This is a genomic window from Borrelia puertoricensis (assembly GCF_023035875.1).
GTDB lineage: Bacteria > Spirochaetota > Spirochaetia > Borreliales > Borreliaceae > Borrelia > Borrelia puertoricensis.
Genome location: NZ_CP075395.1, coordinates 1 through 25,293 on the forward strand (window position 1 = coordinate 1; position 25,293 = coordinate 25,293).

Sequence of the window (25,293 nt, forward strand, 5' to 3'; positions counted from 1 at the left end):
ATTATTTTGTTATTAGTATAAAGTTGTGCCCAATAATAACCAATAATTGCACAAAAACTAAATAGTTGTATCGATTAACTCAACAGTTGATATTAAAAACAAAAAAGTTGATCTTACCTATTTTTCAATACTTAAAAGTTGTCTAAAAAAGATCAATAATCTACAGTAAAAATTAATATTTGATTTCATCATAATACTTATATCTTATCCTCTATTTATATAAAAAACTTGCTATTTTTTCATAAATAAAGTACCCTTTTATTAAGGATTAATAATGCTAAAAATTTTCTTGTTATTAACTGTTATAATTAATCTTTCCGCTGATAGGACAGAAGAAAGAAAACAATACGATATATACGATGATGCAAAAAAAAAATTAGTACGCGTTAAAGATTGGAAAACCAATGTTAATAACTTGAAAAATATTGGTCCATATTTTACAAAATTCACCGAAAGGATTAAATCTTTAACTGACAAAAAACTTGCCTATGAAATCCAAGACGTCTTCACTACAAGCCTATGCAAGCCAATATCAGAAGATGAAAATGTCGTACCAAAAGAACATATACCTCTATTTGAAAAATATTACAAATTCATCAAAGCTCTCAAACATAAAAACCTTGACCAAGCTGCTTATATCCTATATGAAATATATGACTTAAATAAAATGTTTACTAACATAGATGAATCTATCAAAACAACCCATTATTTATTAATTACATATATAAAAGTCAAAGACAAAAATCAACACAAAGCTGTTTACAAAAAACTTGAAAACATATATGACAAACTAAGACAAAAATACTTCTCAATACTCAACATACTTGACCACAATGATATAGACAATAATTTTGAAAAATTCATGCTTAAGTTCATAGAATTTCACAAATTAGTCGCACATATGGATTCTAACATAACAAACCTGATGATATATGCTTATCTAGTATAATTAACTTTTAAGGAGCAAAATATGATTTTAAAAAATAAATATTTGGCTTTAACCTTACTTCTCAGTTTGATTGGTTGTAAGTTCTTTTTACTGATGAAGAAATTCACACAAGGTATTCACAAACACTTGATAAAGTAAACTCCATGATGATGAACACTAATGAGATAGACATGAAAAATATTTTTAGTGATAATCAGCTATCTAAAATTAATAACAAAAGTACAAAAGATATATCTCCTAAACAAACCAAACCTCAAAAAAGTATATCAGTTTTAACTCAACCTGAGACAAAAAAAAAAAAATTCAGTTTGCCTACACACAAAGATATTACTATTATAACTGCTGATACAAGCCAAAGTAAAAATTATTCTAATAGTAATATCATTATTGATAATGCTTCAATCATTACTTCAAATACTGATGAAAATATAGTAACACAAAAAATAGTCATTAATACTCCTGCAAAAACAGATTTAACTCATACAACAGAACACAACAACATATCAACACTAGATGATGATACAACCTACCCAAGTCAAAATAATACTAATAATCCTTCTCCTCAAAACAGTAAGACAATTGAACACCCAATTCCTCTCATAGGCAACAGTAAAACTCCTCTGAATGCATTAAATGGTGAATCACATAATATTCAATACGGATATACCTATAACTTACATTATGACTCAAACCCAATAATATCAGGTTCATACTCTGACAGTTCCATAACAATTGAGGAATATGAATTTGACGAAGATGAGGATGAAGATTCGAAGTTAGAAACCAGATTAGACAACCAATATAAATTTAACTTAAATAAAACTACAAATAGTGTTGAGCAAGCACTTAAATTAGCTGAACAAATAAAAGATGATTTGGAAAAAGTTGAATTCCATAGGATCAAATTAAGCAATTATTATGGAATAAGAGCTGAAGAACATGAAAAACAAACGGCAAGAGAAGAACTCTCCAAATTTACAAAAGATAAATTAGAAGCAGATCTTAAAAAACTTCTAAGTGAAATTGAAAAGGGTTTCAATGCAGCTACAATACTCATTACTTATAATGATTACGGTGGAAATCTACAAAGCGACCTATCTGCAAAGACAAAATTAGATGAACTCAAAACTGAAGTAAGTTCTTTAATTACAAAAATACAAAAACTCAATAACAAAAATTACCAAGCATATCCTACATCATCTTATGATAATTACCAATCATACCAAGCATTAAAAAATCCATACTCAAAACTTACATTAGTAAAAGACTTACTTACTCACACAGGTACTCTTACCAGATAAATAGGATTTTTACTTACTCTAAATAAAAAATAGGAAGATAGGCTTATGTTAAGCTATCTTCCTTTGTATTTAAATATCATTAATAATTACTTAATTGTATCTAGCACACCTACAATTTTATCATATACTGATTTCACTCCAGGAATTTTAACTGTAATTAGATCTTTATATTTTTTCTCAACATGCTTTATTAATTTCTCACTGTCAGAATCAATATTATCTGTCTTGGCTTTATAAGATGCAATAAGACTATCTACAGCTTTTATAAAAGCTTCTCTTTGTGACTTAATTTCGTCAAACTTTGTTTTAACTTCTTTTAAATCAACAAGACTCAATTTAGCAAGTTTCTCTTTACTCTTTTCTAACTTATCAATTACTTTCTCAAAATTAGATTGAAGATGTTCTCTACCTGCACTTATTATATCCTTAATCCATGTACCCTTGTTTGCAGCATCTGATTCTATCTTTTTAAGAATCTTTGCAAATTCTTTTATTTTTCCTTTATCGTATCCCAAAGAGGAATAAAATAATCTTCTTGCTTCCTTATTCTCAACACTATCTAGTGTCTTATTATTAACAGCATCTGTCACTGCTTTAAATACTTCATCCTTCATTTCATATTGATTTCCATCCTCAACTTCAGCCTTATCTTTCTTTACTACTGTAATAAGACTTTCGGTATCCTTTTTAAGCTCAGATATTAACTCTGCCTTATCAGCAACATCCTTATCTTCCTTTGCTGGTTCATCTCCTTGAATATCATTTACAACCTTTGCTAAATCATCGACATTAGCTTGTTTGTATGACTCATCTCCTTGAACACCATCTACAACCTTTTTTGGAACATCTTTGTTTCCTTTTTTACTACCCAATAATTTAGAATTTAGATCACAAGATACTAATCCTATAATTAACAATGTAAATATAAATAGGTTTGTTCTCATAAATATTCTCCTTCCTTGAAATTAATAATGATTATTATATTAAATAATAATCATTATTAATTTAAAATATATATCACTTTGTCTAAAATACAAATTATTTTATTTAAAATTCTCTATTTTTTTTATTCTCTCTTAAAAAGACGTAGTACTATGTTTTACACTACTATCGTTATTTATTTAAAACTATTCTTTTTATCTTGATATTGTTTGGTATGATTTTGGTGCAAACAACTATATCCCCTAGATTAATTGCTAAAATAATCAAAAATAGATTACTATCAATTAGTATGATTTTATATATATATAACCCAAGAAAACATATTCTCTGTTTGACCTTTTAAATCACAAAAAAATCTTATACTTTAAATGACCTTTATTATTTACTACTGGCCTTTATCTATAAGTCTTTATTTTAAATTTCTTCAACTCCAGTAGCCTTTAAAAACAATTTATCCTCTTGATTAACTATAGCTTGACAACATAATAGGGTCTTTGACATCAAATATCACTGCCTCCAATAATTCTTTTTCCTCTTTTTAATATCTGTTTAAATAAAAAAGAATCTCCTTTCACAGAAGACTCTTCTTTAAAACACTAGTATTAGACGATATATATTCATACCCTCACATATATTCTTATCTTGCAAAATTCTCTAGAACAGTTTTTGCCTCACTAATAAGTTCTTCTATTTCTTTCTTTATTACCTTTGCCTCAATTAACTTCATAGAAGAAGATTCTAATTGAGTTAACGCATTCTCTGCTTCTCTTCGTGCCTGTCTAGATACTAAATCACTCTCTCCTCTTCTTGACCTCCAGTAATTTCTATGTTTATTTATCAATCTTTCAGTAATACCTTCTTTTAATGTCACCTTAGCCTTATTAAAGAATAATTTTGCTGATCCTAACTCATCAAGTCCACTATCAACTTGAATCATAAGTCTATCAATATTAGACCTTTGCTCATTTAATTGATTGTAAGATTGAATTAGCTTCTGTATCTGTATCCTATTAATCTGTCTCTTATTACGTCTAGAATAACGCTCTATTTTATTTTGAATTTTATTATTAAGTTCTGAGAAAATATCATAAAAACTGGTTTTTATCTGCTCATAGTCGTTCTTAAGACCTAACATCCGTTCCTCTGTTAATTTAGCAAATTCAGAAGCTTGAAACACACTTTCTGCCTTTTCAATTTCTTCTTGTGCTTCTTTTTCGGATTCAGTACTTGGAACTAAATCTTTTTCTTCTATTTTTATTACTTCTTCTTGAACATAATATGGATCTACTTGCTTAGACACCTCAAATCCCGAATTAACAGGTTGTATTTCCATATCCTGTTGTATTTCTACTCCTTTCTCAAAATCATCTATAACATCTTCTTTTTGTTCCTGATTTCCTTGTTCATGGTTTAAATCTTTATTATCTTTGCTTTCATCTAAAACCTTTTCCCTTACTTCATTTAATAAATCATTAAGGGCATTCATATCACATGATAACAAACATAATAATGCTAACATACATACTGACAAAATACTTCTCTTCATATCTCCCTCCTGGGATATTAGATTATTTAATTATTAAGTCTCTATATTGAAATATAATAATTACTGGTAAATGTACACCCTTTTATTTTAAATAACAAAAATAAATTCCATAAAACCCCGATTATTTTATTCCGTAATAATTAAAATCTATTTAAAATTATTTTAACAAAATAAAATTAATTACATACCAAACAAAACTAATCTTATAATACTTACTTACACCTAATTAATAGGGAACTGAATAAAAGTTACTGTCTTATCTTTAGTACAAATATTTAATCTACTAAAATTCAAAAAAGAAAAACGATTCTCATGAATAGAGAAATAGTTTTCCTCAAATGACTTTATTTAGTTATGTATAATTTTATTGATAATTCTGATTATTAACTTTTAGCTTCAAGGGTCTGATTATCAGTAGTTAAAGTAGTATCAGTAGAATTAAATTTCATAGCATCTTTAACAGTCTTAAGGCCCACGTCAATAGTGTTTTTTATAGCAATAGTTAAAGTACCCAATGCTTTAGTTACTGCGCTTACTGCTGCTCCTTTAGCAGCAGTAACATAATCAACACTATCAGCAGTAGGACCAGCAAATTTACCATCCTTAGCCATAGCTGTTAATGCAATAGCACCTGCAATAGTTCCATCTTTAGCATTAGCCTTGGCAGCCTCAACAGCAGAATTAGCACCATTTTTAATCATGGCTTTCAAGATGTCAGCCCCAGTTACAGCACCAACAGCCTTAGCTGCATCAGCTGCAACCTTTTTTGCATTAGCATCATCACCAGCATTAGCAGCAAATAATTTACCTGCTTCACCATTACCATTAGCTGTTCTTGCGCTAAGATCCTCGGCTTTTTTATCAGTACCCGCCTCAGGATTTCCTTCTTTAAGTACCACAGCTACTATATCTTTAATACCCTTAACTAATTTATCGACTTCAGTCCCAACAACACCAGCAGCATTAGTAGCACCAACATTACCAATGTATGTCACCAGCATCTCCAATGACCTCACTGGCAGTCTTAGCCCCTTGGGTTATCTTATCAAGAGTAGTTGTAACTAAATTAGTTACAGCGGTTTCAACTGCAGAAGCATTAGGATTATTCTCAGCTTTCATGTCAGAACAATTTTCTCAAGGGACCTCTTAGTAGATGAAAGAGTATCCTGAACGGTCTTAAAATAAGCTGCAACATCAGACTTTTTAGTCTCAGTATTAAACCCTAAAACCCCTCCAACCATATCAGTAAGTGAAGTGAAAACATTTAAGAAGTCATTACCTAAACTAATAATAGATTTTAAGAATCTACCCTGAGAATCCTCAGCACTAGTAGTACCACTGCCACAACTAAGAAGTAAAAATAAAGTCATAAGTATAATATAAATAAAAGGAAAACATTCTTATGAAAAGAAAAGTTCTCCTCAAATGACTTTATTTAGTTATGTTTTATTAATAATTCTTTTACTGTTGCTGTCCATTAGCTGCTGCGTCTGCAGGTGTAGTAGAATCTGCAGACTTATCTTCTTGTGTAACTGTAGCAAGAGCTGCATTTATTGTTTTTATCCACTATCAACAGTATTTCTTATTGCTATTATTAGAGTACTTAAAGTCTTACCAACAGCACTAGCCGCTGCCCCATTAACTGCATTGGCTGATTTCTCTTCAGCCTTAGCAGCAAACTTACCACCCTTAGCCATTGCCCGAAGTGCTATTCCAGCAGCAATAACAGCGTCTTTCTTTGCTGCCTCTTTAATCTCTTTTTTGCCGTTAACAGCCTTAGCAATAGCAATCTCAGCAGCATCTGTAGCTTTTTCAATTCCTTCAGCATCATTAACTTTAGGATCTTCTTTGGATTTAGCAATAGCTTGCAAAATGTCAGCCCCAGTTACTGCCCCAATTGATGCACTAGCCTTAGCAGCTTCAGTTTCAGTACCACTATCCTTCTTTTCAAACAACTTACCAATATCCTTTTTATCATCTCCTGTTTTAGTAGCATCTGAATTCCCTTCATCTTTCTTTAAAACTACGTCAACAATTTCTTTAATCCCTTTAACAAGAGCGTTTACACTTGTAGCGTCTGCGGGTGCAGCATCTTGACCTGCAGTAAGAACACCACCAATAGCATCACTACCTTCAGCCCCTTTAGCAGCTTCCTTAGCCCCATCAGCAATTTTATCTAATGTGTTAGTGATAAAGGTATCAACAACTGTTTTAAGTTTTGTGTAATTTCCATTTTTTTCAACTTCTGCTTGTAACTTCTCTTTAACAGATATCATAGTTTTTTCAATAGCACTAAAGTATTCCCCTATATCAGATTTTTTAGTGTCAGCCTTAATACCAAAGGCCCCAGCAACCATATCAGAAAGAGAAGTAAAAACATTTAAGAACCCTTTACCCAAATTAGCAATAGAGTTTAAGAATACCTTTTAGGGGAGCTTCGCCTACTTTTACACTATTAGATCCTATTATTAAAAATAAAATCACTTACAACGAAAAAAAAAGACAACCTAGACATATCTCTAAGATTGACTTCTACTCTAATTACTCAATAATTTAATTTCTAACTATCTAGTTTACTTCTGACCTGCTGGTTTTGGGGCTCTTGTTTTATCTATTTCTCCTTTTGATTTCTCAAGAACATTCTTTACTGTTTTTTTGATTATATCCTCTACTGCTACCAATATCTTGTTTGCCACGGTTATTCCTACTCCTTGCGATTATCCTTGTCCTCCTTGTCCATCTGCTGCAGATGCTAGTTTGCCTGTTTTAACCAATGAACGTAGTGCTATTCCTCCACTCACCGCACTTGCTAACGCTGAATCTTGTGCTAAATTAGCTGCAGTAGCTCCTCCTTTAGCAAAAGACACCGCACTTGTATTTGCAGTTGCTGCTGCCGCCAGTGCTGCATCACCTTCTGTTGACTCAACTATTGATGCTAGTATTTCCTCTCCACTCACACTTGCTAATATCAATGCTGCTTTACCTGCATCTGCTGCTGGTTTACCAGCACTCGTAGCCAATATTTTAGCACCATCCTTATTATCTGCATTATCTACTTTTAATGTTGTTGCTCCTACTTTTGGCTTTGAAATACCTTCTGTAGTAGCTGTATCCACTATTCCTTTCAATGAATTATATCCTTTCTTTAATTCAGTTTCATCTGCAGCTGTTCCTGCAGCATCACTTGCTGCATCACCTACCTTGTTAGCATCACCTACTTGACCTAAAGAGTCTAAATAGTTTTTCGATGTGTTTAAAGTAGCCTTAGCAGTATCAACTGCTTCCTTAATTATCTTGTTTATACTACCTTTATCAAGCTCTGTTTTTGATTTTTTTGCTACTTGTTCTAACTCTGCTGATGCTTCTCCAAGCTTATTACCTAGGCTACTAAAATAACCGGCTACATCACTCTTCTTTGTATCTTTAGTTACTCTAAATCCTAATGTACTAGAGAGTAATTCTAAAAATGAATAAAAAGCATTCTCAGCACTTCTACCTACATCAATTAGGACTGAACTTAAACTGCTCCCTCCTGTAGCTGCCCCGCCACCATTAGGTGAATCAAGTGATTGTTGTCCACTGCCACAGCTAAGAAGTAAAAATAAGTAAGTTAAGTTATTATTAAGTTCTAAAACAAGATAAAAACAAGACATAAATATAAGTCTAAAAGGTAAAAGAAATCAAAATAATCTAAAGAGGTATATTAAAATAGTAAAGAAAGTAAATATAGAATAAAAAAGGAAAAAAGCTAAGAGAAGGATACCCTTAGCTTATTATTTATAGACTTTATTTTATCAGATAATTATCTTTGACTAAAAACTCTAATCTTATAATAAATAATTAATTTATTTATCCTTAGTTAGATTGAGCAGGTGATGCTGATTTAGTAGAAGTTGTAAGCACATTAATAGCAGACGTTACTGCAGCTTCAGCATCATTTAACAATGCATCAATCGCTGTATTAATCTCACCAAGTTCTTTTGCACCATTATCCCCATTAGCCTTATTTACATAATCTATAGCTTTTTTCGCATTCTCATCAGTAGTAGCTCCATCAGCAGCTCCCAAAACAGCATGTTGATTTTTCAACTTAGCTGTAAATGCTTTGGTCTTATCCTCAACATCTTTAACCTTTCCATTTAAACCTTTAAGGGAATCCGCTATTTTTAACTCTCCTACTTTTGCTTCTATAGCTGCAGCAATACTAACTACCCCAGCAATTAAAGAACCATTTTTATCAGCTACGGCTTCTAAAGTGCCATCATTTTTAATTTTTTTCCCAATAGCTTTAGCAAGCTCATCAATGGATTTAACTAAAGTATGAATTTCTTTAACACTCTTAGCAAAAGCAACCGAGTCTTTTATGTTCTTAGTTATTGTAACTAGGTCAATAAGAGTACCATCAGATTTAGCAGCCTGCCCATCTTTAGTAGCAGCCCCTGAAGTATTACAAGAGCTAAGTAAAAATAAAGTCAAAAATAACGCACATAAAGTAATTCTTTTCATTATCACGTGCCTCCTTTTTACCTCAGGAAGGCAAGATATAGATAAAAGGAAAACGGTTCTCATAAAGAGAGAAGAGTTTTCCTCAAATGACTTTATTTAGTTATGTATATTTTATTGATAATTCTGATTATTGACCTTTAGTTTCAGGGGTCTGATTATCAGTAGTTAAAGGGGTATCAGTAGGATTAATTTTCATAGCTTCTTTAACAGTCTTAAGACCTGAGTCAATAGTGTTTCTTATTGCTATGGTGAGAGTACCCAAAGCCTTGTTTACAGCACTTACAGCTACTCCTTTAACTTCAGGAGCATACTCAGCATCAGACTTACCAGCAAATTTACCACCTTTAGCCATAGCTCGCAATGCAATAGCACCTGCAATGGTTCCATCTTTAGCATTAGCCTTAGCAGCATCTGCAGCTGCATTAGTGCCATTTTTAACCATAGATTGTAAGATATCAGCACCAGTTACAGCACCAACAGCCTTAGCAGCATCAGCTGCGGCCTTCTTTGCATTAGCACCAGCATTATCAGAAGCAAATAATTTACCTGCTTCACCATCACCATTGTCAGTTCTTGCAGTAAGACCATCGGCCTTTTTTTCAGTACCAGCATTATGTTTACCTTCATTTTTAAGTACCACATCTAGAATTGATTTCATTCCACTTACTAATTTATCAACATCCCCACCAGCAGTACCTGCAGCATCACCAGTAGCAACATTAGCAATTGGCTCACTAGCATCAGAACCAATAGCCTCACTAGCAGTTTTAGCACCATCAATTATCTTATTAAGTGTTTCACCAACTAATTTGTTAATAGCAGTCTCTGTAATAGCAGCATTAGGATTATTTTCAGATTTCATATCAGAAACAATTTTCTCAAGAGATGTCTTAGTAGATGAAAGAGTATCATGAATGGTTTTAAAGTAAACAGCAACATCAGACTTTTTAGTATTAGTATTAAAACCTAAAACCCCTCCAACCATATCAGAAAGTGAAGTAAAAACATTTAAGAAATCATTACCTAAACTAATAACTGACTTTAAGAATCTACCCTGAGTATCCTCAGCACTAGTAGTACCACTGCCACAACTGAGAAGTAAAAATAAAGTCATTAATAACGCACATAAAGTAATTCTTTTCATTATCACGTGCCTCCTTATTACTAAAAAAGGCAAAATAAAAACATAGATACTTTAATATTGCAACAACTAAATACAATGAGGAAATTAACAGATATTAATTGTCTTTAACAAAAATTCAAATAATTTTGTAAAAAAATGACTAATATGTAATCAAATAAAGAAAGGGTTTAATAATTCAAATTTATTTATTTAACAATGAATATACTATAGACATTAATGTTAAAAATATTCCTATATTAAGGGTAATAATTGTTCCAAACATCCAACCATGAAGTCTTAATGTACTCTTAAGTTCCATTTTGTTAACATCAATCTTAGTATCAAGTTCATTAAATTTAGTATCTATCTTAGTGTTAAGATTATTTTCAACAGTGTCTATTTTGGTATCCAGGTCTTTAATGTCTGATTTTAATTCACTTCTGACTGTATCTATTTTGGTATCCAGGTCTCTAATATCTGATTTTAAGGTTGTCTCAACCCTTTGAATCTCAGCTTGTAAGCTTAACTCTACAGATTTAATTTCAGCTTGTAATAGTGCTTCAACTTTTTCAAGCTTAAGGTTAAAAGTAGTCTCTAAATACTCAATATCTTTATAAGTAAGCTCATTTTTATAATATCTGTAAGACAAATCAATAGCAATATCTCTATTTATACCAGCTTTAGTAAGTTCTGCTATAACCATTTGTTGAGTAATAACTGGTTGAGCAAGTCCCATAATAACCTCCTTATATAATTATTATATAACATGTTAACTATTAAAAGAACCTTATTTTGGTAAAATGGGCATTAAGGGAGTCAATAAATCTAACATAAAGTATTCAGTCTATTTTTTTTAGTTTACCAAAAAACTTAAATGCAATCTTACTGTCAATCTGTTGTTAAAGGATTACTATCAATACTATTTTAAACCTGAGTATTATTACAAAATATAAATAAAAGGAAAACGAATCTCATGAATAGAGAAATAGTTTTCCTAAAATGACTTTATTTAGATTATTTAATAGATAATTTATTTAGTAGCAGCATGTTAAATCGAACTAGTTTCAGTAGTAATCTCAGAGTACTGTATTCCTTTAACAGTTTCTCTTATCTTATCTAGATGGCTTACTACTGTTTTTCTAATTATCAAGTCAAGTATTCCTAATACCTTATTTACAGCACTCACAGCAGCTGATTTAACTATTTCTGCATCTGCAGCATTAGCACCAAATTTACCACCCTTAGTCATAGCCTTAAGAGCAACAGCAGCTGCTAGGTCAGCATTGGTTTCTGCAGTTCCATTATCATTCTGAGTATTACCACCAAGAGCAAGTGGACCAGATTCTGCACCAGCAGCATCAACAGCATTTCCATCGATTTTAGCATTTTTAATCTTATCAATCATAGCCCATGAATCTGCCTTAGCTACCTCTTCAGCAAATTTAGCACCCGTATTAGCATCAGCAGCAGCATTGTGAATCACTACTTTAAGTCCATTAGCATTTTCTACCTGACCACCAGCATCTCCAGTATGAATCTTTCTCCATACTTTTCGGCAGCATCAATAATAGCTTTAACCTCTGCAATAATAGCTTCAACACTAGGTTTATCAGCAGCAACTGCAGCATTAGCTACATTATCACCAATTGGGCTAGCATCATTAGTTACACCAGATAATTTAATTACAGAGTCAATTAGTTTTCCAAAAACATCATTTGCTCCTTTAATAGCATCCTTAACTATTTAATTGTACTCCCATTAGCATTTTTTTTGCACCAGATATTTCCCCTGATAGCTCTTTTATCTTATCAAAGTGTTCACCAACTCTACTTTTATTGTCACCGGATTTAACTGCTGTAAGTCCCAAAGCATCTCCAATAGCATTACCAAAAATGCCAAAAATCTCTTGAAATCCTTGACCTATCTTAACTAATGAATTTAAAAACGTGGTTTTAGGATTTTCCATCTTAGTACTCCCACTGCCACAGCTAAGAAGTAAAAGTAAGTAATCTTAAGTTATTATTAAGAGACAAAACAAGATAAAACCAATGAACAAATATTGGTCTAAAAGACAAAAGAAATCTAAAGGAAGTAAAAAAAGAAATAAAAAGAACAAAAAAAGCTAAGAGAAGAAAACTCTTAGCTTATTATTTATAGACTTTATTTTATAAGAAAATTACTATTAATTAAAAACTAATCTTATAACAACAATTTATCCCTTGGTTAAGGTTTAGTAGAAGTTGTAAGCTCATTAATAGCAGACGTTACTGCAGCTTCAGCAGCCGTTAACAATGCATCAATTGCTGTATTCAACTTATCTAGTTCTTCAGCTCCTTTATCTCCATTAGGCTGACTAGTTCTATCTATAGCTTTTTGTGCATTATCTTTAGTAGCAGCTCCTTGATCAACCCCTAACTCAGCATGTTTGCTCTTGAGTTTATCCAAAAATGCTTTAGTTGCAGTTGTAAAACTAATTACTTTCTCATCCAAAATTTGTTCTTTAAAAGAGTCCAAAACGCTTAAAGCTTTTGATTTCTTATCTATATCTAACACAATACTATAAACTCCTGACATCAATGAAGTATTTTTATCAGTACTACCATCATCAGTAAGAGTACCATCATTATGAATTTTTTTCCCAATAGCTTTAGCGAGCTCATCAATAGACTTAACTAAAGAATGAACCTCTTTAACACTCTTAGCAAAAGCAACAGTGTCTGTTATGTGCTTAGTTATTTTAACTAGGTCAATAACAGTGCCATCAGATTTAGCTACTTCATCCTCTTTAAGATCTTTTCCTGAAGTATTACAAGAAATAAGCAAAAATAAAGTCATTAATAACGCACATAAAGTAATTCTTTTCATTATCACGTGCCTCCTTTTTTATTCAAGGGGAAGCTAGACATAACTAAAAGGAAAACGAATCTCATGAATAGAGAAATAGTTTTCCTCAAATGACTTTATTTAGTTATGCATATTTTATTGATAATTATTTATTATTGCTGACTACCAGTTGTTGCATCTGTAGGTGTAGTAAAATCTGCAGACTTATCTTCTTGTGTAACTGCAGCAAGAGCATCGCTTATTGACTTTAACCCACTATCAACAGTATCTCTTATTGCTATTATTAGAGTGCTTAAAGTCTTACTTACTGCACTTGATACTGCCCCATTAACTGCATTAGCAGATTTCTCTTCACCGGTTTTAGCCACAAATTTGCCATCTTTTGCCATAGCCCTAAGGGCTATACCCGCAGCAATAACCGCATCCTTTTGATCTGCTTTAAACTCTTTAGCCTCTTTCTTGGCAATAGCAATCTCAGCAGCATTCTTTGCATTTTCAATTCCAACCTCACCAGCAACATCCCCAGATTTAGCAATAGCTTGCAATATGTCAGTACCAGTTACAGCCCCAATAGAAGCACTAGCTGCAGCAGCATGTGCTTCTGTACCATCATCGTCTTTAGTACCAAGCAACTTACCAATTGATTTTTTCTCTGTATCACCGGTCTTAGTAGCATTTGGATCACCTTCATCCTTCTTTAAAACTACCTCAACAATAGTCTTAATTCCTTTAACAAGGGCGTTTACGCTTGTAGCATTTGCGGGTTTAGCATCCTCATTTTGTTTAGCATTACCAATAGCATCACTACCAGTAGCCCCAGTAGCAGCGGTCTTAGGCCCCATCAGCGATCTTGTCTAATGTGTTAGTAATAAAGTTATCAACTACTTCCTTTATTTTTTGATAGTTACCATTCTTTTTAACTTCATCTTGTAACTTCTTTTTAACAGATGTCATAGTGTTTTCAATAGAAGTGAAATAGTTACCAATGTCAGATTTCTTAGTCTCAGCTTTAATACCAAAGGCCCCAGCAAGCATATCAGAAAGAGAAGTAAAAACATCTAAGAACCCTTTACCTAAATTAGCAATAGAGTTTAAGAAAGTGGTTTTAGGATCCTCAGCACTAGTAGTACCACTCCCACAGCTAAGAAGTAAAAATAAAGTCATTAATAACGCACATAAAGTAATTCTTTTCATTATCACGTGCCTCCTTTTTTAATAAGAGGGGGCAGCTAGATGGTTAACAACCCTTAAATAAGATAAAAACAAAAACTAAAAACATAGATACTTTAATATTGCAAAAACTAAATAAAATGAGGCAATCATCAATTGATAATTGCATTTAACAAAAAATTAAATTATTTTGATAATAAAGATAATTGATATGTAATCAAATAAAGAAAAGGTTCACTTAATTTAAATTTACTTATTCAACAATGAATAGACTATGGTCATTAATGTTAAAAATATTCCTATATTAAGGGTAATAATTGTTCCAAACATCCAACCATGAAGTCTTAATGTACTCTTAAGTTCCATTTTGTTAACATCGATCTTATTATCAAGTTCATTAAATTTAGTATCAATCTTGGTGTTAAGATTATTCTCAACAGTGTCTATCTTATTATCCAGGTCTTTAATGTCAGATTTTAATTCATTTCTGACTGTATCAACCTTATTATCAAGTTCATTGAATTTAGTATCAATCTTGATGTTAAGATTATTCTCTACAGTATCTATTTTAGTATCTAGATCTCTAATATCAGATTTTAATTCACTTCTAACATAATCTATTTTGGTATCCAGATCTTTAATGTCAGATTTTAATTCATTTCTGACTGTATCAACCTTATTATCAAGCTCATTAAATTTAGTATCAATCTTAGTGTTAAGATTATTTTCAACAGTATCAATCTTATTATCCAGGTCTTTAATGTCAGATTTTAAGGTTGTCTCAACCCTTTGAATTTCAGCTTGTAAAAGTGCTTCAACTTTTTCAAGCTTAAGGTTAAAAGTAGTCTCTAAATACTCAATATCCTTGTGTGTAAGTTCATTTTTATAATATCTATAAGATAAATCAATAGCAATATCTCTATTTATACCAGCTCTAGTAAGTTCAGCTATGACCATTTGTTGAGTAATTACTGGTTGAGCAAATCCCATGGAAGTCTCCTTATATAATTATTATATAATATTTTAACGGTTATAGGAACCTTATATTAATAAAATGTGATTTAAGAGGGTTCTTAACTATAACATAAAGTATTTAGTCTATTTTTTTATCTTATAAAAAACTCAAATGTAGTCTTACCGTTAATATGTTGTTAAAGGATAGCTATCAATACTATTTAGACCTGAGCATTATTACAGATAGTAAAAAAGGAAAACTCTTCTCTTTATGAGATTTGTTTTCCTCAAATAACTTTATTTAGTTATGTACGTTTTATTGATAATTCTTTATTGTTGCTGTCCATTAACTGTTGCATCTGCAGGTATAGTAGCTTCTGCAGATTTATCTTCTTGTGTAACTGTAGCAAGAGCATTACTTATTGTTCTTAAACCACTATCAACAGTATTTCTTATTGCTATTATTAGAGTACTTAAAGTCTTACCAACAGCATTAGCTGCTATTCCATTGACTGCATTGGCAGATTTCTCTTCATTGCTCTTAGCAGCAAATTTACCATCCTTAGCCATAGCTCGCAGTGCAATACCCGCAGCAATAACAGCATCCTTTTTTGCTGCATTTTTAATTTCTTTTTTATCATCTTCTTTTTTAGCAGCAGCAATACTTGCAGCATCTGTCGCCGCCTCAATATTTTTACTATTATCAGCAGTCTCTCCAGATCTAGCAATAGCTTGCAAGATGTCAGCCCCAGTTACAGCTCCGATTGAAGCACTAGCCTTAGCAGCTTCAGTTTCAGTACCACTATCCTTCTTTTCAAATAATTTTCCAATATCCTTTTTATCATCCCCTGTTTTAGTAGCACCTGCATTACCCTTATCTTTTAAAACCACATCAACAATAGTCTTAATTCCTTTAACAAGAGCGTTGACACTTTCAGCATCTGCAGGTGCAGGATCCTGGCCGCTATCTTTAGTAGCACCACCAATTTTATCATCACCAGTAGCCCCTTTAGCAGCTTCCTTTGCTCCTGCTGCGATCTTGTCTAATGTGTTAGTGATAAAGGTATCAACAACTGTTTTAAGTTTTGAGTAATTCCCATTCTTAGCAACTTGATCTTGTAACTTCTTTTTAACAGATGTCATAGTTGTTTCAATAGAAGTGAAATAGTTACCAATGTCAGATTTCTTAGTCTCAGCATTAATGCCAAAAGCCCCAGTAACCATATCAGAAAGAGAAGTAAAAACATCTAAGAACCCTTTACCCAAATTAGCAATAGAGTTTAAGAATGTGATTTTAGGATCCTCAGCACTAGTACTGCCACTACCACAACTGAGAAGTAAAAATAAAGTCAAAAATAACGCACATAAAGTAATTCTTTTCATTATCACGTGCCTCCTTATTACCTCAAAGGGGCAAAAATACAAATAAAAGGAAAACAAATCTCATAAAGAGAAACATAGTTTTCCTCAAATGACTTTATTATTTAGATTATTTAATTAGATAATTTATTTAGTAGCAGTAGGTTGAGCGGCACTAGCTTCAGTTGATTGAGTAGCAGTCTCAAAGTACTGTATCCCCTTAACAGCTTCTTTTATCTTATTTAGATTGCTACTTACTGTTTTCCTAATTATAAAATCAAGTATTCCCAGTACCTTATTTACAGCACTTGCTGCTGCCGCCTTAACAATATCTTTATCAGCATCAACAGCACTAAATTTACCATTCTTAGTCATAGCTTTGAGGGCTACTGCTGCTACTAGATCAGCATTACTCTTAGCACCAGCTGCAGCATCAGCCTTGTCATTAGAAGCAGCAAGTGCTCCAGCTTCATTATTGGCACCGTTAAGTTTAGCAGGAGTAGTAGCAGTAGCATTTTTAATCTTATCTATTATAGCCCATGGATCAGCTTTAGTTACCTCATCAGCTAATTTAGAACCAGCACCTGCAGCAGCATTTCCATTTGCACCACCAAGGACAGCAGGAGCATCAGTAGTAGCAGCAGCATTTACTGCAATACAAGCATCTCCAGATTCGATCTTTACACCAGACTTCTCTGCTACTCCAATAATATCTTTAACTCCTGCAATAATAGCTTCAACACTATCTTTATCAGCAGCACTAGGAACAGCATTAGCATTATCACCAATATCAATATTACCAGCCTCTTTAGCGGTATCAGCAAGTTTAGTTAAAGCAGAAATTAGTTGCTCAAAGACATCACTAGAACTGTTAATTACACTCTTAACAGATTTAATTGTGCTGCTATTAGCATTTTTTGCTTCAGATATTTCACCTGATAGCTCTTTTAATTTTCCATTAGTATCTTCCAAACCTTTTTTTATCTTATCAAAGTGTTCACCAACTTTACTTTTCTTGTCATCAGATTTAACTGCTGTAAGTCCCAAAGCATCACCAATAGCATTACCAAAAATACCAAAAATTTCGTAAAACCCATGACCTATCTTAACTAATGAATCTAAGAATGTGGTTTTAGGATCCTCCATCTTAGCACTTCCACTGCCACAACTAAGAAGTAAAAATAAAGTCATCAATAACACACTTAAAGTAATTCTTTTCATTATTACGTATTTCCTTGTTTACTCAAGGAAGGACAAATATAAATAACTTTTATGCAAAGTCACATTTTACTTCCATTTTTAAGCACCCCATCTACAATTGATTTAATTCCTTTTACTAAACTATCAACATCATTTTCTTTGGTAATATCAGATACAACATTGTCAAATAGCTCAGAACCAACATCAATAAAACAATTTTAGTGTCTTGGATTATCGGATATATTACATCTCCATCACTCTTTCTCTCTTATTTATTTTTGTCACGTTTATATTTGTATCCTTCATTTAATACTCCTTAATCACTAAATATATAAAAAATATTTTTAAGAAAAGAAAAAAGAGATATTTACATTTTATTGGCAATTGCACTATTATAAATAGTAGCAATTAAGGAGTATTAAATGAAGGATACAAAAAAAAATACCAATAAACATCAACACAAGTTAATCGTTTTAATATCTACGCTAAGCTACATGAATTTAAAGTTTAAAAAATATACCCAAAGTGACATACTTTATTATTTCAATAATAATATGAAAAAAAATGACCAAAAACCTATTAAACTTAAAACTTTACAAAATTATCTTTATAAATTAGCAAAAGTATTAAGGGTTACAATTAATTATCATAGACATTTGGGTATTAATATGGGAACTGAAATTCATTACAAACTTAAGTACCCTAAAAAAGAATGCTACCGTATAACCAATAAACACTTTAGAGATAAAAAAGAAGAGAGACATCAAAAACGCGTTAATGCATATCTTGAAAAGACTTGTATCAAAAATAGCAGTGTAGAAAAAGAGGAGTGTTTATATAATAATATATATAATAAAGAAAAGAAGAATAAAGAATTTATAGAAAGACTAAAAGTAAAAAAATATGCTAAAAAGTGCTGTTTTAAATCAAATACTTTCTTCTCTATTTTGAATTTAAACTTAGAAAAAAATACTAAAATCGAAATACTTAAAACGCTCAAAAGAACTGAAAACTTTTTCCAAAACAGTATACGTAAAAGTATCAATAATACAGAAACAATAAGCAGTAAACTTGAAAGCAAGAGGCTAAAATTAAATAGGATATTAGATGAAACGAAGATTAGCTTAGAAAGGGAAGGATATAACAGCAAACAGTTAAAAACACAAATACAAAATGTATACAATAAATACAAATACAAACCACACTTTATCATAGAAAACAATAAGTATAATGATTTAAAAACAATAATAGGAAAGCTTAAAGATTCAACTAAATTAATTACAAAAGAAACCGAGAAAGATATTAAAAACAACATATTTAGTATACTTCTTGAACAATTAAGATCTAAAGTAGATACATCAGTTTTGGTACCAATATTAAAGAATTATTTAAACAAACAGAACAAATTAGAATATAACAAAGTATTTAGTAACTATTATTACTATAAGCTTTTAGAGTTAATAGAGGGCAATAAAAATTATTTAAAATTAGTAAAATCTGGAGAAAATTACAATTAAGGATTAGTCATGGAAAGTATATTAGAACGTCTTAAGAAAAAGAAATTGGAAATTAATGATAAAGGCAATGAGTCAATTTTTATTAAAATGGAGAAAAGCAATAATAGAACAATATATCATACAAGAATTATAATGGATTTCTATACATTTGGAGTTAATAGAAATCAAAAAAACAAATTCTTTATTGCATTCAGAAGTTTGTTTAATATACAAAAAATCCATGAATTTAACTTATTTCCATTAAAAAGAGATGATAAATTTTTAGGTATTTTTTATGGGTATAGAAAACCTCTACAAGGTATCATAACGGAGTATGAGGAAAATGGAGTTATGAAGGCATCTACACTTTCGAAAGTTTATTACATAGAATTTAGATTTAAAAAGGGAAGTGTTTTTTGTTACATTAAAGGTATTGCTCGTTTGATTAAGAAAGAAAAATCAGAAACACAATATAGTCAATTTCTACTTGAGCTGATAACCAATTTAGAAAAACAGGTATATGAATTTTATGGTAAAAATTTATCAAACGGAGGTATTATAAATAAATGGATAAAAAAAAACCTACAATAATCACTATTGCGTCAATTAAGGGAGGTGTTGGAAAAAGCACAAGTGCTCTTATATTTGCAACTTTACTTGCCCAAAAACATAAAGTACTTTTAATAGATATTGATACACAAGCATCAGTTACAAGTTATTTTTATAGAAAAATAAAGGAGTTAGATACAGATTTAGTTAATAAAAATATTTATGAAGTGTTAATCGATAAAATATCTATGAATAAATCGATTATCAGTATTGATAGTAATTTAGATCTAATTCCAAGTTATGTTACTTTGCATAAGGTGAATCGAGTTGCTTATAAATATATGCTTAAAGAATTTAAATTGAAAATTGAAATAGGAAGATTGGAAAATAATTATGATTATGTAATACTAGATACTAATCCTAGTTTAGATTTTACGTTAACAAATGCTTTAGTTTGTAGTGATTATGTAATAGTTCCGATGACAGCAGAAAAATGGGCAGTTGAAAGCTTTGAAGTTTTGGATTTCTTTATCAAAGAATTAGAAATATTTTTACCTATTTACATACTTATAACAAGATTTAAAAAAAATAATACACACAAATGTCTTCTTGATATTTTAAAATCTAAGAATAATTTTTTAGGAACTATATCTGAAAGAGAGGATTTAAACAAAAAAATAGCAGATAATTGTAAATTTGATTTGTGCAAAGATTATATGAAGGAATATAATAAAATATTGAGTACTTTTTTATATCATATAGATAATAATTTATATGCGAAAAAAAATAACAAAATAAATTTTTCCAACCGTTGGAAAGATTATAAAAGGAATTAATAATATGGAAATTAATAGAAGAATAATTAATAACGATAAAAATATTATACTTAATCATAGTCAAATTTTGTCTTTAGAGGAAAAGAGAAAAGAAAGGTATAATGAACTTAAATTAAAATTAAAATCAAATTTCAAGGAAAGTATCTGTAATAAATTAGAAGCAATGAAAATTCTGAAAGAAATAAAAGATAATGATTATTATAAGCTTGATGGTTATAAGAAATTTAGCGAATTTTTAACTTCTTATAATGTAGCAAAATCCCAAGCCTATAATTACTTAAAAATTGCAACAGCTATAGAAGAGGGCATTCTTGAAGAGCAGTATGTATTAGAAAATGGGTTTAGAGAAGTTTTATCTTTAATCAAAGATAAGGAAGGTAAAAATTTAAAAAAATCAAGATTAAATTCAATAAGGCCATTAAGATTTCAACTTAAAAGTCAAGATAGTTATGATTTTTATAAAAGTGATACTAAGTTTACTAGTTACTTTTTAGATAGGATTTTTGAAGATGAAAAAGAATTTCTTCAAAAATTTATGAAAGAATACAAAAATTTAAAAAATAATAAATGAGGCTATGATAAGAATAATTTAGCAAAAATATATAAAATGGGAGATTTGAGTACTGAGTTTTTAAATAAAAGGTTTACTGAGGAATTAATAGGTTTTATTTCATTTCACAATGATAATTTTGATTTTGAAATCATACTAGAAAAGATGAGCCCATTATAACAATAAATCATTAGTATAAAAAAGAATTTACAAAAATGAATAGTTTGATTTAGATATCGAGATATATTATGTCTATAGTAAGTAAAATTTTTATAAACCGAGAGAGTTAGGGTTGATTTTATTTTAGATTTATTGTATTCTACATGATAGTAGTATTCTTGTTTACTACCTTAATTGCTATCATTTAATTAGCTTTTAGAGCTTGATTAAGCATTCAAAAAAGAGTGTTTAATTAAGCTCTAAAATTTTATATTCCTATATCTTGAATTTAGTGAAAGATTAGTTAAAATGCTCAAAGTTAATAAAATGATTCAAGAAAATTGTCGAAGGTTGGAGGCGTATGACCTACTTCAAGTCATGTGATAGTGATTGTTATAGTTTTTTTGTTATGTTATGTTATGTTTGGTGAATATTATAGAAACATACTTGTATGGGTAGATAAACCAGTATTTATATTAAGGGAATGTGAAGTTAGTTGTCTATATAGAACCTTTTCAAATGCAGTGTTTGAGAGTTTGCTTATATATGGGAGAAGAGTTAAAAGGTATTTTGTTTGATGGTTTAAAGATGATAGATGATTTTTTACTACAATGAGGCGGGATTGATGATTTTTGATATATGTAATTATTTTTATACTAGATCAAAATTTAAAACAGTTGAATATTGGACTGAAGTTATAAATAATTATTTAACAAAGACTGAGATTAATCCAAAACTAGTAGTAGTTTTGTTCGTATTTTAATATATGGACAACCTAACTATGGTAAAAAAGTCTACTGAAATTATTTGGTTATATATCAAGTGATGAAAATTTTAGTTTATTTGCCAGTAAATATAGACCTCTATTTCATTAAAAGAGAAGCCCCATCTTAGATGCTTTTCTTTATCTAGGTTTAATTTTGAATGTTTCCTGTACATAGCTTAAGCAATAGGTATTATTGATACGAATATATTTTTTAAATAAATTGATGCTTAACATTAATTTATGCTCAGACTTTACTGTTGATATATCAAAAAATTTGTACCATGTATTTGATTTTGTTTTAGAATTACATAAAAATTTAGCACAAAGTTGTTTGGAGAATAAAATTAATTTTGAAAAGTATTCTCCCATCTAAGGTGAACGGGTTTAATGGTTTTAGTATGGTATTGCTCATCAAAATTTAATTTCTTTTCTCCTGTTTATTTTTGCTTTTTTGATTTGATATTGAGGTTTTATTTTGAATTTTTTAGATATTTTTTTTAGTTTCATATTTAGTTTATTGTTCTCTTAGTTTTTTGTTCCTTCCATATTATAAGTGTTGTTTAGTTGACTATCCTTACCAATAATATTGTCTAGATTGTTATCATTGTTTTTTAATATTTCTTTACTAAGGTTTAAACGATTCCTTTTTTTTGTTCTGAATTACCCATCTGTGTACATTGAAAGATCACTTTGTATATGATTTAGTGATATTTTAATTTTTTCTTCATCTAAATTTATAAGATGATTAAATTTACTTTTATCATCTAAAACTTTTTTTAAGAAATCTAGTCTTTTTAGTTGAGATTTATTTAACTTTTCTCTTAATGTTTCTTCAGGTGTTTTTTTTATTTTTGATTGTTCTTTTCAATCTCTTTTAGCTCTATTTTTAGCTTTTTTATCATTATTGTTATTTTGATCGCAATTACTAATTGATAGTGATAAGATCATCAAACCAAAATTGGTAATTTTCATATTAAATTCCCTTATCCTGATATTTACCTATTGTTTTAAATATTTATTTTATTTTTTTTGTATAATAATTTCTTGCCAACCTTTAAGTATTTTTAATAGACATATGGTTTAAAACACTTCTAAAAATTGTTCTATTTCGTTAGTATCATTGCCGTACTTATTGTCATTATTACATTGATTAATTTGATTATTGGCTTTACAATCAATAGCATTACTTATATAAGTATTAAAATCTTTATTATCTTCATGTTTTTGTTTTTTATCTTCTAAGAGATTGTAACTATAGTGGTAAAATCTTCTGCTAACTCTTTTTGTTTTTGTATGTTTCCATTGATCCAGGTAATAAAGTTTGTACATTTGCTTTTACTTACATCTTTGCATCCATCAATTTGATCTTGTAATTTTTCAATTACCCGATTCAATGCATGCTTTAAAGAGTTAAACTTTTTCTTTTCATCAGCAGTTAGAGTAATAACTTTTTGTGTGTTTTCATCAGTTTTCTTTTGTAAATTATCCAAAGTTCCCTTAGCTCCACTGTGTATCTGAGTTTCAGTAGGTACGGTACTTACCTTGTATCCTTTGCAACAGTACAAAAATACTGTGTTAAAAATATTAATGATCTTATGTTTTCATTCATACTAATCATACTAAACCTCTTATCTTTGTGATTTAAACAATATATAGCAATTCTTTTTGTGCTGTATAAGCTATTATAAGTATTGATTTAATTTTCAAAAATTATTCTTTTTTAGCTTTCTAGCTCTTATATTAATGATTTTATTTTTACTTTTGTCTGTAATAATTTAAGTCTAAATAGTACTGGTAGTAATCTTTTAACAACACATACTAAGGTAAGTAAATGTTGTTATTAAGATTGTATTTGAAATTTTTTATGAATTTAAAAAAAATTGTATAATGTTATATATTGAAGATAGGGATAACACTTTTGGCTATGGGGATGTGACTAAAAACTTTCTTAAACTTAGAGCAGGTATGAGTCATAAGTTTAGAATTTAACCTGTTAAACTTATAAATAATAAATTTACTGGAATTACTATGTTAATAGAGTTGTTTGCGACATCTAAACTTAGTATTATGAATGATTCAAGTAAATCAGTTATATTTGATATTTATAAGTACAAAGTACATGTACTCTTAAAGTACATTTTATTAAAATAAGATTCTTATAACGCTTAAGATATTATATAATAATTATATAAGGAGATTTTTATGGGACTTCCTCAATCAGTTATTACACAACAAATGGTCATCAATGAACTTACTAAAGCGGGTATAAATAGAGATATTGCTATTGATTTATCTTACAGATATTATCGTAATGAACTGACTTATAAAGATATTGAGTTTTTAAAAGAAAACTTTGATATAAAACTTGAAAAAGTTGAAGCACTTTTACAATCCGAAATTAAATCAGTCAAGACTGAACTGGATAACAAGATTGATACTGTTGAGAATAATCTTAACACTAAGATTGATACTAAATTCAATGAACTTGATAATAAGATTGATGCTGTTAGAAGTGAACTGAAATCAGACATTAAGGACCTGGATAATAAGATTGATACTAAATTCAATGAACTGGATAACAAGATTGATACTGTTGAAAATAATCTTAACACTAAGATTGATACTACATTCAATGAACTTGATAATAAGATTGATACTGTTAGAAGTGAACTGAAATCAGACATTAAGGACCTGGATAATAAGATTGATACTAAATTTAATGAACTGGACAATAAGATTGATGTTAACACAATGGAACTTAAGAGTACACTAAGACTTCATGGTTGGATGTTTGGAACAATTATTACCCTTAATATAGGAATATTTTTAACATTAATGTCCATAGTCTATTCATTGTTAAATAAATAAATTTAAATTAAGTGAACCTTTTCTTTATTTGATTTACATATCAATTATCTTTATTACCAAAACTAATCAATTTTATTAATTGTTGAGTCACATACAGTCTCTGTAATATTAAAGTATCTATGCTTTTAGTTTTTGTTTTTGTGCTTATCAAAGGGTTTTAACCATTTTGTCCTTT

At 29.9% G+C, this 25,293-nt stretch carries 20 protein-coding genes and 6 pseudogenes; 9 read left to right on the plus strand and 17 right to left on the minus strand.

All coding sequences use genetic code 11. The features are described from left to right. Nucleotides 1–274 precede the first annotated feature (274 nt). Together bpuSUM_RS08315 and bpuSUM_RS08320 are read left to right on the plus strand one after the other, a co-directional pair. Nucleotides 275–949 carry a hypothetical protein gene (locus bpuSUM_RS08315; RefSeq protein ID WP_247067868.1) on the plus strand — a complete coding sequence of 225 codons (675 nt, stop codon included), beginning with the start codon at nt 275–277 and terminating at the stop codon, nt 947–949. Between the two features lie 143 nt (nt 950–1,092). Next, nucleotides 1,093–2,250, plus strand: a complete 1,158-nt coding sequence (locus bpuSUM_RS08320; protein WP_247067870.1) for a hypothetical protein — start codon at nt 1,093–1,095, stop codon at nt 2,248–2,250. A gap of 86 nt (nt 2,251–2,336) precedes the next feature. On the opposite strand, the gene bpuSUM_RS08325 is transcribed toward bpuSUM_RS08320, so the two are convergent. From bpuSUM_RS08325 to bpuSUM_RS08390, 14 genes and pseudogenes are all read right to left on the minus strand, one after another. Then, on the minus strand, nt 2,337–3,194 hold the full coding sequence (locus bpuSUM_RS08325) for a complement regulator-acquiring protein (RefSeq protein WP_247067872.1): 858 nt from the start codon (nt 3,192–3,194) through the stop codon (nt 2,337–2,339). Nucleotides 3,195–3,829: 635 nt separating this feature from the next. Beyond that, a complete protein-coding gene (locus bpuSUM_RS08330; protein ID WP_247067875.1) occupies nt 3,830–4,738 on the minus strand; it encodes a P12 family lipoprotein in 909 nt (302 codons plus the stop codon). Between the two features lie 383 nt (nt 4,739–5,121). After that, nucleotides 5,122–6,108 (minus strand): annotated as a pseudogene (locus bpuSUM_RS08335) (variable large family protein). A gap of 91 nt (nt 6,109–6,199) precedes the next feature. Then, a pseudogene (locus bpuSUM_RS08340) lies at nt 6,200–7,219 on the minus strand (variable large family protein). 92 nt (nt 7,220–7,311) lie between these two features. Next, nucleotides 7,312–8,391, minus strand: a pseudogene (locus bpuSUM_RS08345) (variable large family protein). A gap of 202 nt (nt 8,392–8,593) precedes the next feature. Then, entirely contained in the window at nt 8,594–9,244 is a 651-nt protein-coding gene (locus tag bpuSUM_RS08350) for a Vsp/OspC family lipoprotein (protein ID WP_247067877.1), read from the minus strand. A 127-nt stretch (nt 9,245–9,371) separates the two neighbouring features. Next, nucleotides 9,372–10,388 carry a variable large family protein gene (locus bpuSUM_RS08355; protein ID WP_247067879.1) on the minus strand — a complete coding sequence of 339 codons (1,017 nt, stop codon included), beginning with the start codon at nt 10,386–10,388 and terminating at the stop codon, nt 9,372–9,374. 181 nt (nt 10,389–10,569) lie between these two features. Continuing rightward, on the minus strand, nt 10,570–11,103 hold the full coding sequence (gene bdr / locus bpuSUM_RS08360; RefSeq protein WP_247067881.1) for a Bdr family repetitive protein: 534 nt from the start codon (nt 11,101–11,103) through the stop codon (nt 10,570–10,572). Between the two features lie 312 nt (nt 11,104–11,415). Then, a pseudogene (locus bpuSUM_RS08365) lies at nt 11,416–12,372 on the minus strand (variable large family protein); the annotation flags it as partial. A 218-nt stretch (nt 12,373–12,590) separates the two neighbouring features. Next, nucleotides 12,591–13,232, minus strand: a complete 642-nt coding sequence (locus bpuSUM_RS08370) for a Vsp/OspC family lipoprotein (protein WP_347343310.1) — start codon at nt 13,230–13,232, stop codon at nt 12,591–12,593. A 131-nt stretch (nt 13,233–13,363) separates the two neighbouring features. Further along, nucleotides 13,364–14,405, minus strand: a pseudogene (locus bpuSUM_RS08375) (variable large family protein). 225 nt (nt 14,406–14,630) lie between these two features. Further along, on the minus strand, nt 14,631–15,371 hold the full coding sequence (bdr, locus tag bpuSUM_RS08380) for a Bdr family repetitive protein (protein WP_247067883.1): 741 nt from the start codon (nt 15,369–15,371) through the stop codon (nt 14,631–14,633). A 294-nt stretch (nt 15,372–15,665) separates the two neighbouring features. Next, entirely contained in the window at nt 15,666–16,718 is a 1,053-nt protein-coding gene (locus tag bpuSUM_RS08385; protein WP_430644672.1) for a variable large family protein, read from the minus strand. 123 nt (nt 16,719–16,841) lie between these two features. Continuing rightward, on the minus strand, nt 16,842–17,915 hold the full coding sequence (locus tag bpuSUM_RS08390; protein WP_247067885.1) for a variable large family protein: 1,074 nt from the start codon (nt 17,913–17,915) through the stop codon (nt 16,842–16,844). A 51-nt stretch (nt 17,916–17,966) separates the two neighbouring features. Between bpuSUM_RS08390 and bpuSUM_RS08395 the strand changes: the two genes are divergently transcribed. The 6 genes and pseudogenes from bpuSUM_RS08395 to bdr (bpuSUM_RS08420) all read left to right on the plus strand — a co-directional run. Then, on the plus strand, nt 17,967–18,116 hold the full coding sequence (locus bpuSUM_RS08395) for a hypothetical protein (protein ID WP_247067887.1): 150 nt from the start codon (nt 17,967–17,969) through the stop codon (nt 18,114–18,116). A gap of 200 nt (nt 18,117–18,316) precedes the next feature. Beyond that, nucleotides 18,317–19,411, plus strand: coding sequence for a plasmid maintenance protein (locus bpuSUM_RS08400; RefSeq protein ID WP_247067889.1), 1,095 nt, complete (start codon nt 18,317–18,319; stop codon nt 19,409–19,411). A gap of 9 nt (nt 19,412–19,420) precedes the next feature. Then, on the plus strand, nt 19,421–19,981 hold the full coding sequence (locus bpuSUM_RS08405) for a DUF226 domain-containing protein (protein ID WP_247067891.1): 561 nt from the start codon (nt 19,421–19,423) through the stop codon (nt 19,979–19,981). Further along, nucleotides 19,957–20,775, plus strand: coding sequence for a ParA family protein (locus tag bpuSUM_RS08410; protein WP_247067893.1), 819 nt, complete (start codon nt 19,957–19,959; stop codon nt 20,773–20,775). Before bpuSUM_RS08405 ends, bpuSUM_RS08410 begins: the two co-directional genes overlap by 25 nt. A gap of 4 nt (nt 20,776–20,779) precedes the next feature. After that, nucleotides 20,780–21,346: a chromosome replication/partitioning protein gene (locus bpuSUM_RS08415; RefSeq protein WP_247067896.1), complete on the plus strand. Its 567-nt coding sequence runs from the start codon at nt 20,780–20,782 to the stop codon at nt 21,344–21,346. 24 nt (nt 21,347–21,370) lie between these two features. Further along, nucleotides 21,371–21,505, plus strand: a pseudogene (gene bdr / locus bpuSUM_RS08420) (Bdr family repetitive protein); the annotation flags it as partial. Between the two features lie 1,405 nt (nt 21,506–22,910). Here bdr (bpuSUM_RS08420) and bpuSUM_RS10100 read toward each other — a convergent pair. From bpuSUM_RS10100 to bpuSUM_RS08430, 3 genes are all read right to left on the minus strand, one after another. Beyond that, nucleotides 22,911–23,099, minus strand: a complete 189-nt coding sequence (locus bpuSUM_RS10100; protein ID WP_430644674.1) for an Mlp family lipoprotein — start codon at nt 23,097–23,099, stop codon at nt 22,911–22,913. Between the two features lie 231 nt (nt 23,100–23,330). Next, nucleotides 23,331–23,579 (minus strand): Mlp family lipoprotein, encoded by a 249-nt coding sequence (locus tag bpuSUM_RS08425; protein ID WP_247067900.1) that lies wholly within the window; start codon nt 23,577–23,579, stop codon nt 23,331–23,333. Then, nucleotides 23,489–23,740, minus strand: a complete 252-nt coding sequence (locus bpuSUM_RS08430) for an Mlp family lipoprotein (protein WP_247067902.1) — start codon at nt 23,738–23,740, stop codon at nt 23,489–23,491. Before bpuSUM_RS08430 ends, bpuSUM_RS08425 begins: the two co-directional genes overlap by 91 nt. Nucleotides 23,741–24,452: 712 nt before the next feature. Here bpuSUM_RS08430 and bdr (bpuSUM_RS08435) point away from each other — a divergent pair. Next, the gene (gene bdr / locus bpuSUM_RS08435; protein WP_247067904.1) at nt 24,453–25,118 is read left to right on the plus strand and encodes a Bdr family repetitive protein; all 666 of its coding nucleotides are present in this window, start codon (nt 24,453–24,455) and stop codon (nt 25,116–25,118) included. Nucleotides 25,119–25,293 lie beyond the last annotated feature (175 nt).

Coding starts and splice junctions, on each gene's coding strand:
- bpuSUM_RS08315 (WP_247067868.1), top strand. CDS start 275: ATGCTAAAAATTTTCTTGTTATTAACTGTTATAATTAATCTTTCCGCT.
- bpuSUM_RS08320 (WP_247067870.1), top strand. CDS start 1,093: ATGATGATGAACACTAATGAGATAGACATGAAAAATATTTTTAGTGAT.
- bpuSUM_RS08325 (WP_247067872.1), bottom strand. CDS start 3,194: ATGAGAACAAACCTATTTATATTTACATTGTTAATTATAGGATTAGTA.
- bpuSUM_RS08330 (WP_247067875.1), bottom strand. CDS start 4,738: ATGAAGAGAAGTATTTTGTCAGTATGTATGTTAGCATTATTATGTTTG.
- bpuSUM_RS08350 (WP_247067877.1), bottom strand. CDS start 9,244: ATGAAAAGAATTACTTTATGTGCGTTATTTTTGACTTTATTTTTACTT.
- bpuSUM_RS08355 (WP_247067879.1), bottom strand. CDS start 10,388: ATGAAAAGAATTACTTTATGTGCGTTATTAATGACTTTATTTTTACTT.
- bdr (WP_247067881.1), bottom strand. CDS start 11,103: ATGGGACTTGCTCAACCAGTTATTACTCAACAAATGGTTATAGCAGAA.
- bpuSUM_RS08370 (WP_347343310.1), bottom strand. CDS start 13,232: ATGAAAAGAATTACTTTATGTGCGTTATTAATGACTTTATTTTTGCTT.
- bdr (WP_247067883.1), bottom strand. CDS start 15,371: ATGGGATTTGCTCAACCAGTAATTACTCAACAAATGGTCATAGCTGAA.
- bpuSUM_RS08385 (WP_430644672.1), bottom strand. CDS start 16,718: ATGAAAAGAATTACTTTATGTGCGTTATTTTTGACTTTATTTTTACTT.
- bpuSUM_RS08390 (WP_247067885.1), bottom strand. CDS start 17,915: ATGAAAAGAATTACTTTAAGTGTGTTATTGATGACTTTATTTTTACTT.
- bpuSUM_RS08395 (WP_247067887.1), top strand. CDS start 17,967: ATGCAAAGTCACATTTTACTTCCATTTTTAAGCACCCCATCTACAATT.
- bpuSUM_RS08400 (WP_247067889.1), top strand. CDS start 18,317: ATGAAGGATACAAAAAAAAATACCAATAAACATCAACACAAGTTAATC.
- bpuSUM_RS08405 (WP_247067891.1), top strand. CDS start 19,421: ATGGAAAGTATATTAGAACGTCTTAAGAAAAAGAAATTGGAAATTAAT.
- bpuSUM_RS08410 (WP_247067893.1), top strand. CDS start 19,957: ATGGATAAAAAAAAACCTACAATAATCACTATTGCGTCAATTAAGGGA.
- bpuSUM_RS08415 (WP_247067896.1), top strand. CDS start 20,780: ATGGAAATTAATAGAAGAATAATTAATAACGATAAAAATATTATACTT.
- bpuSUM_RS08425 (WP_247067900.1), bottom strand. CDS start 23,579: ATGTACAAACTTTATTACCTGGATCAATGGAAACATACAAAAACAAAA.
- bdr (WP_247067904.1), top strand. CDS start 24,453: ATGGGACTTCCTCAATCAGTTATTACACAACAAATGGTCATCAATGAA.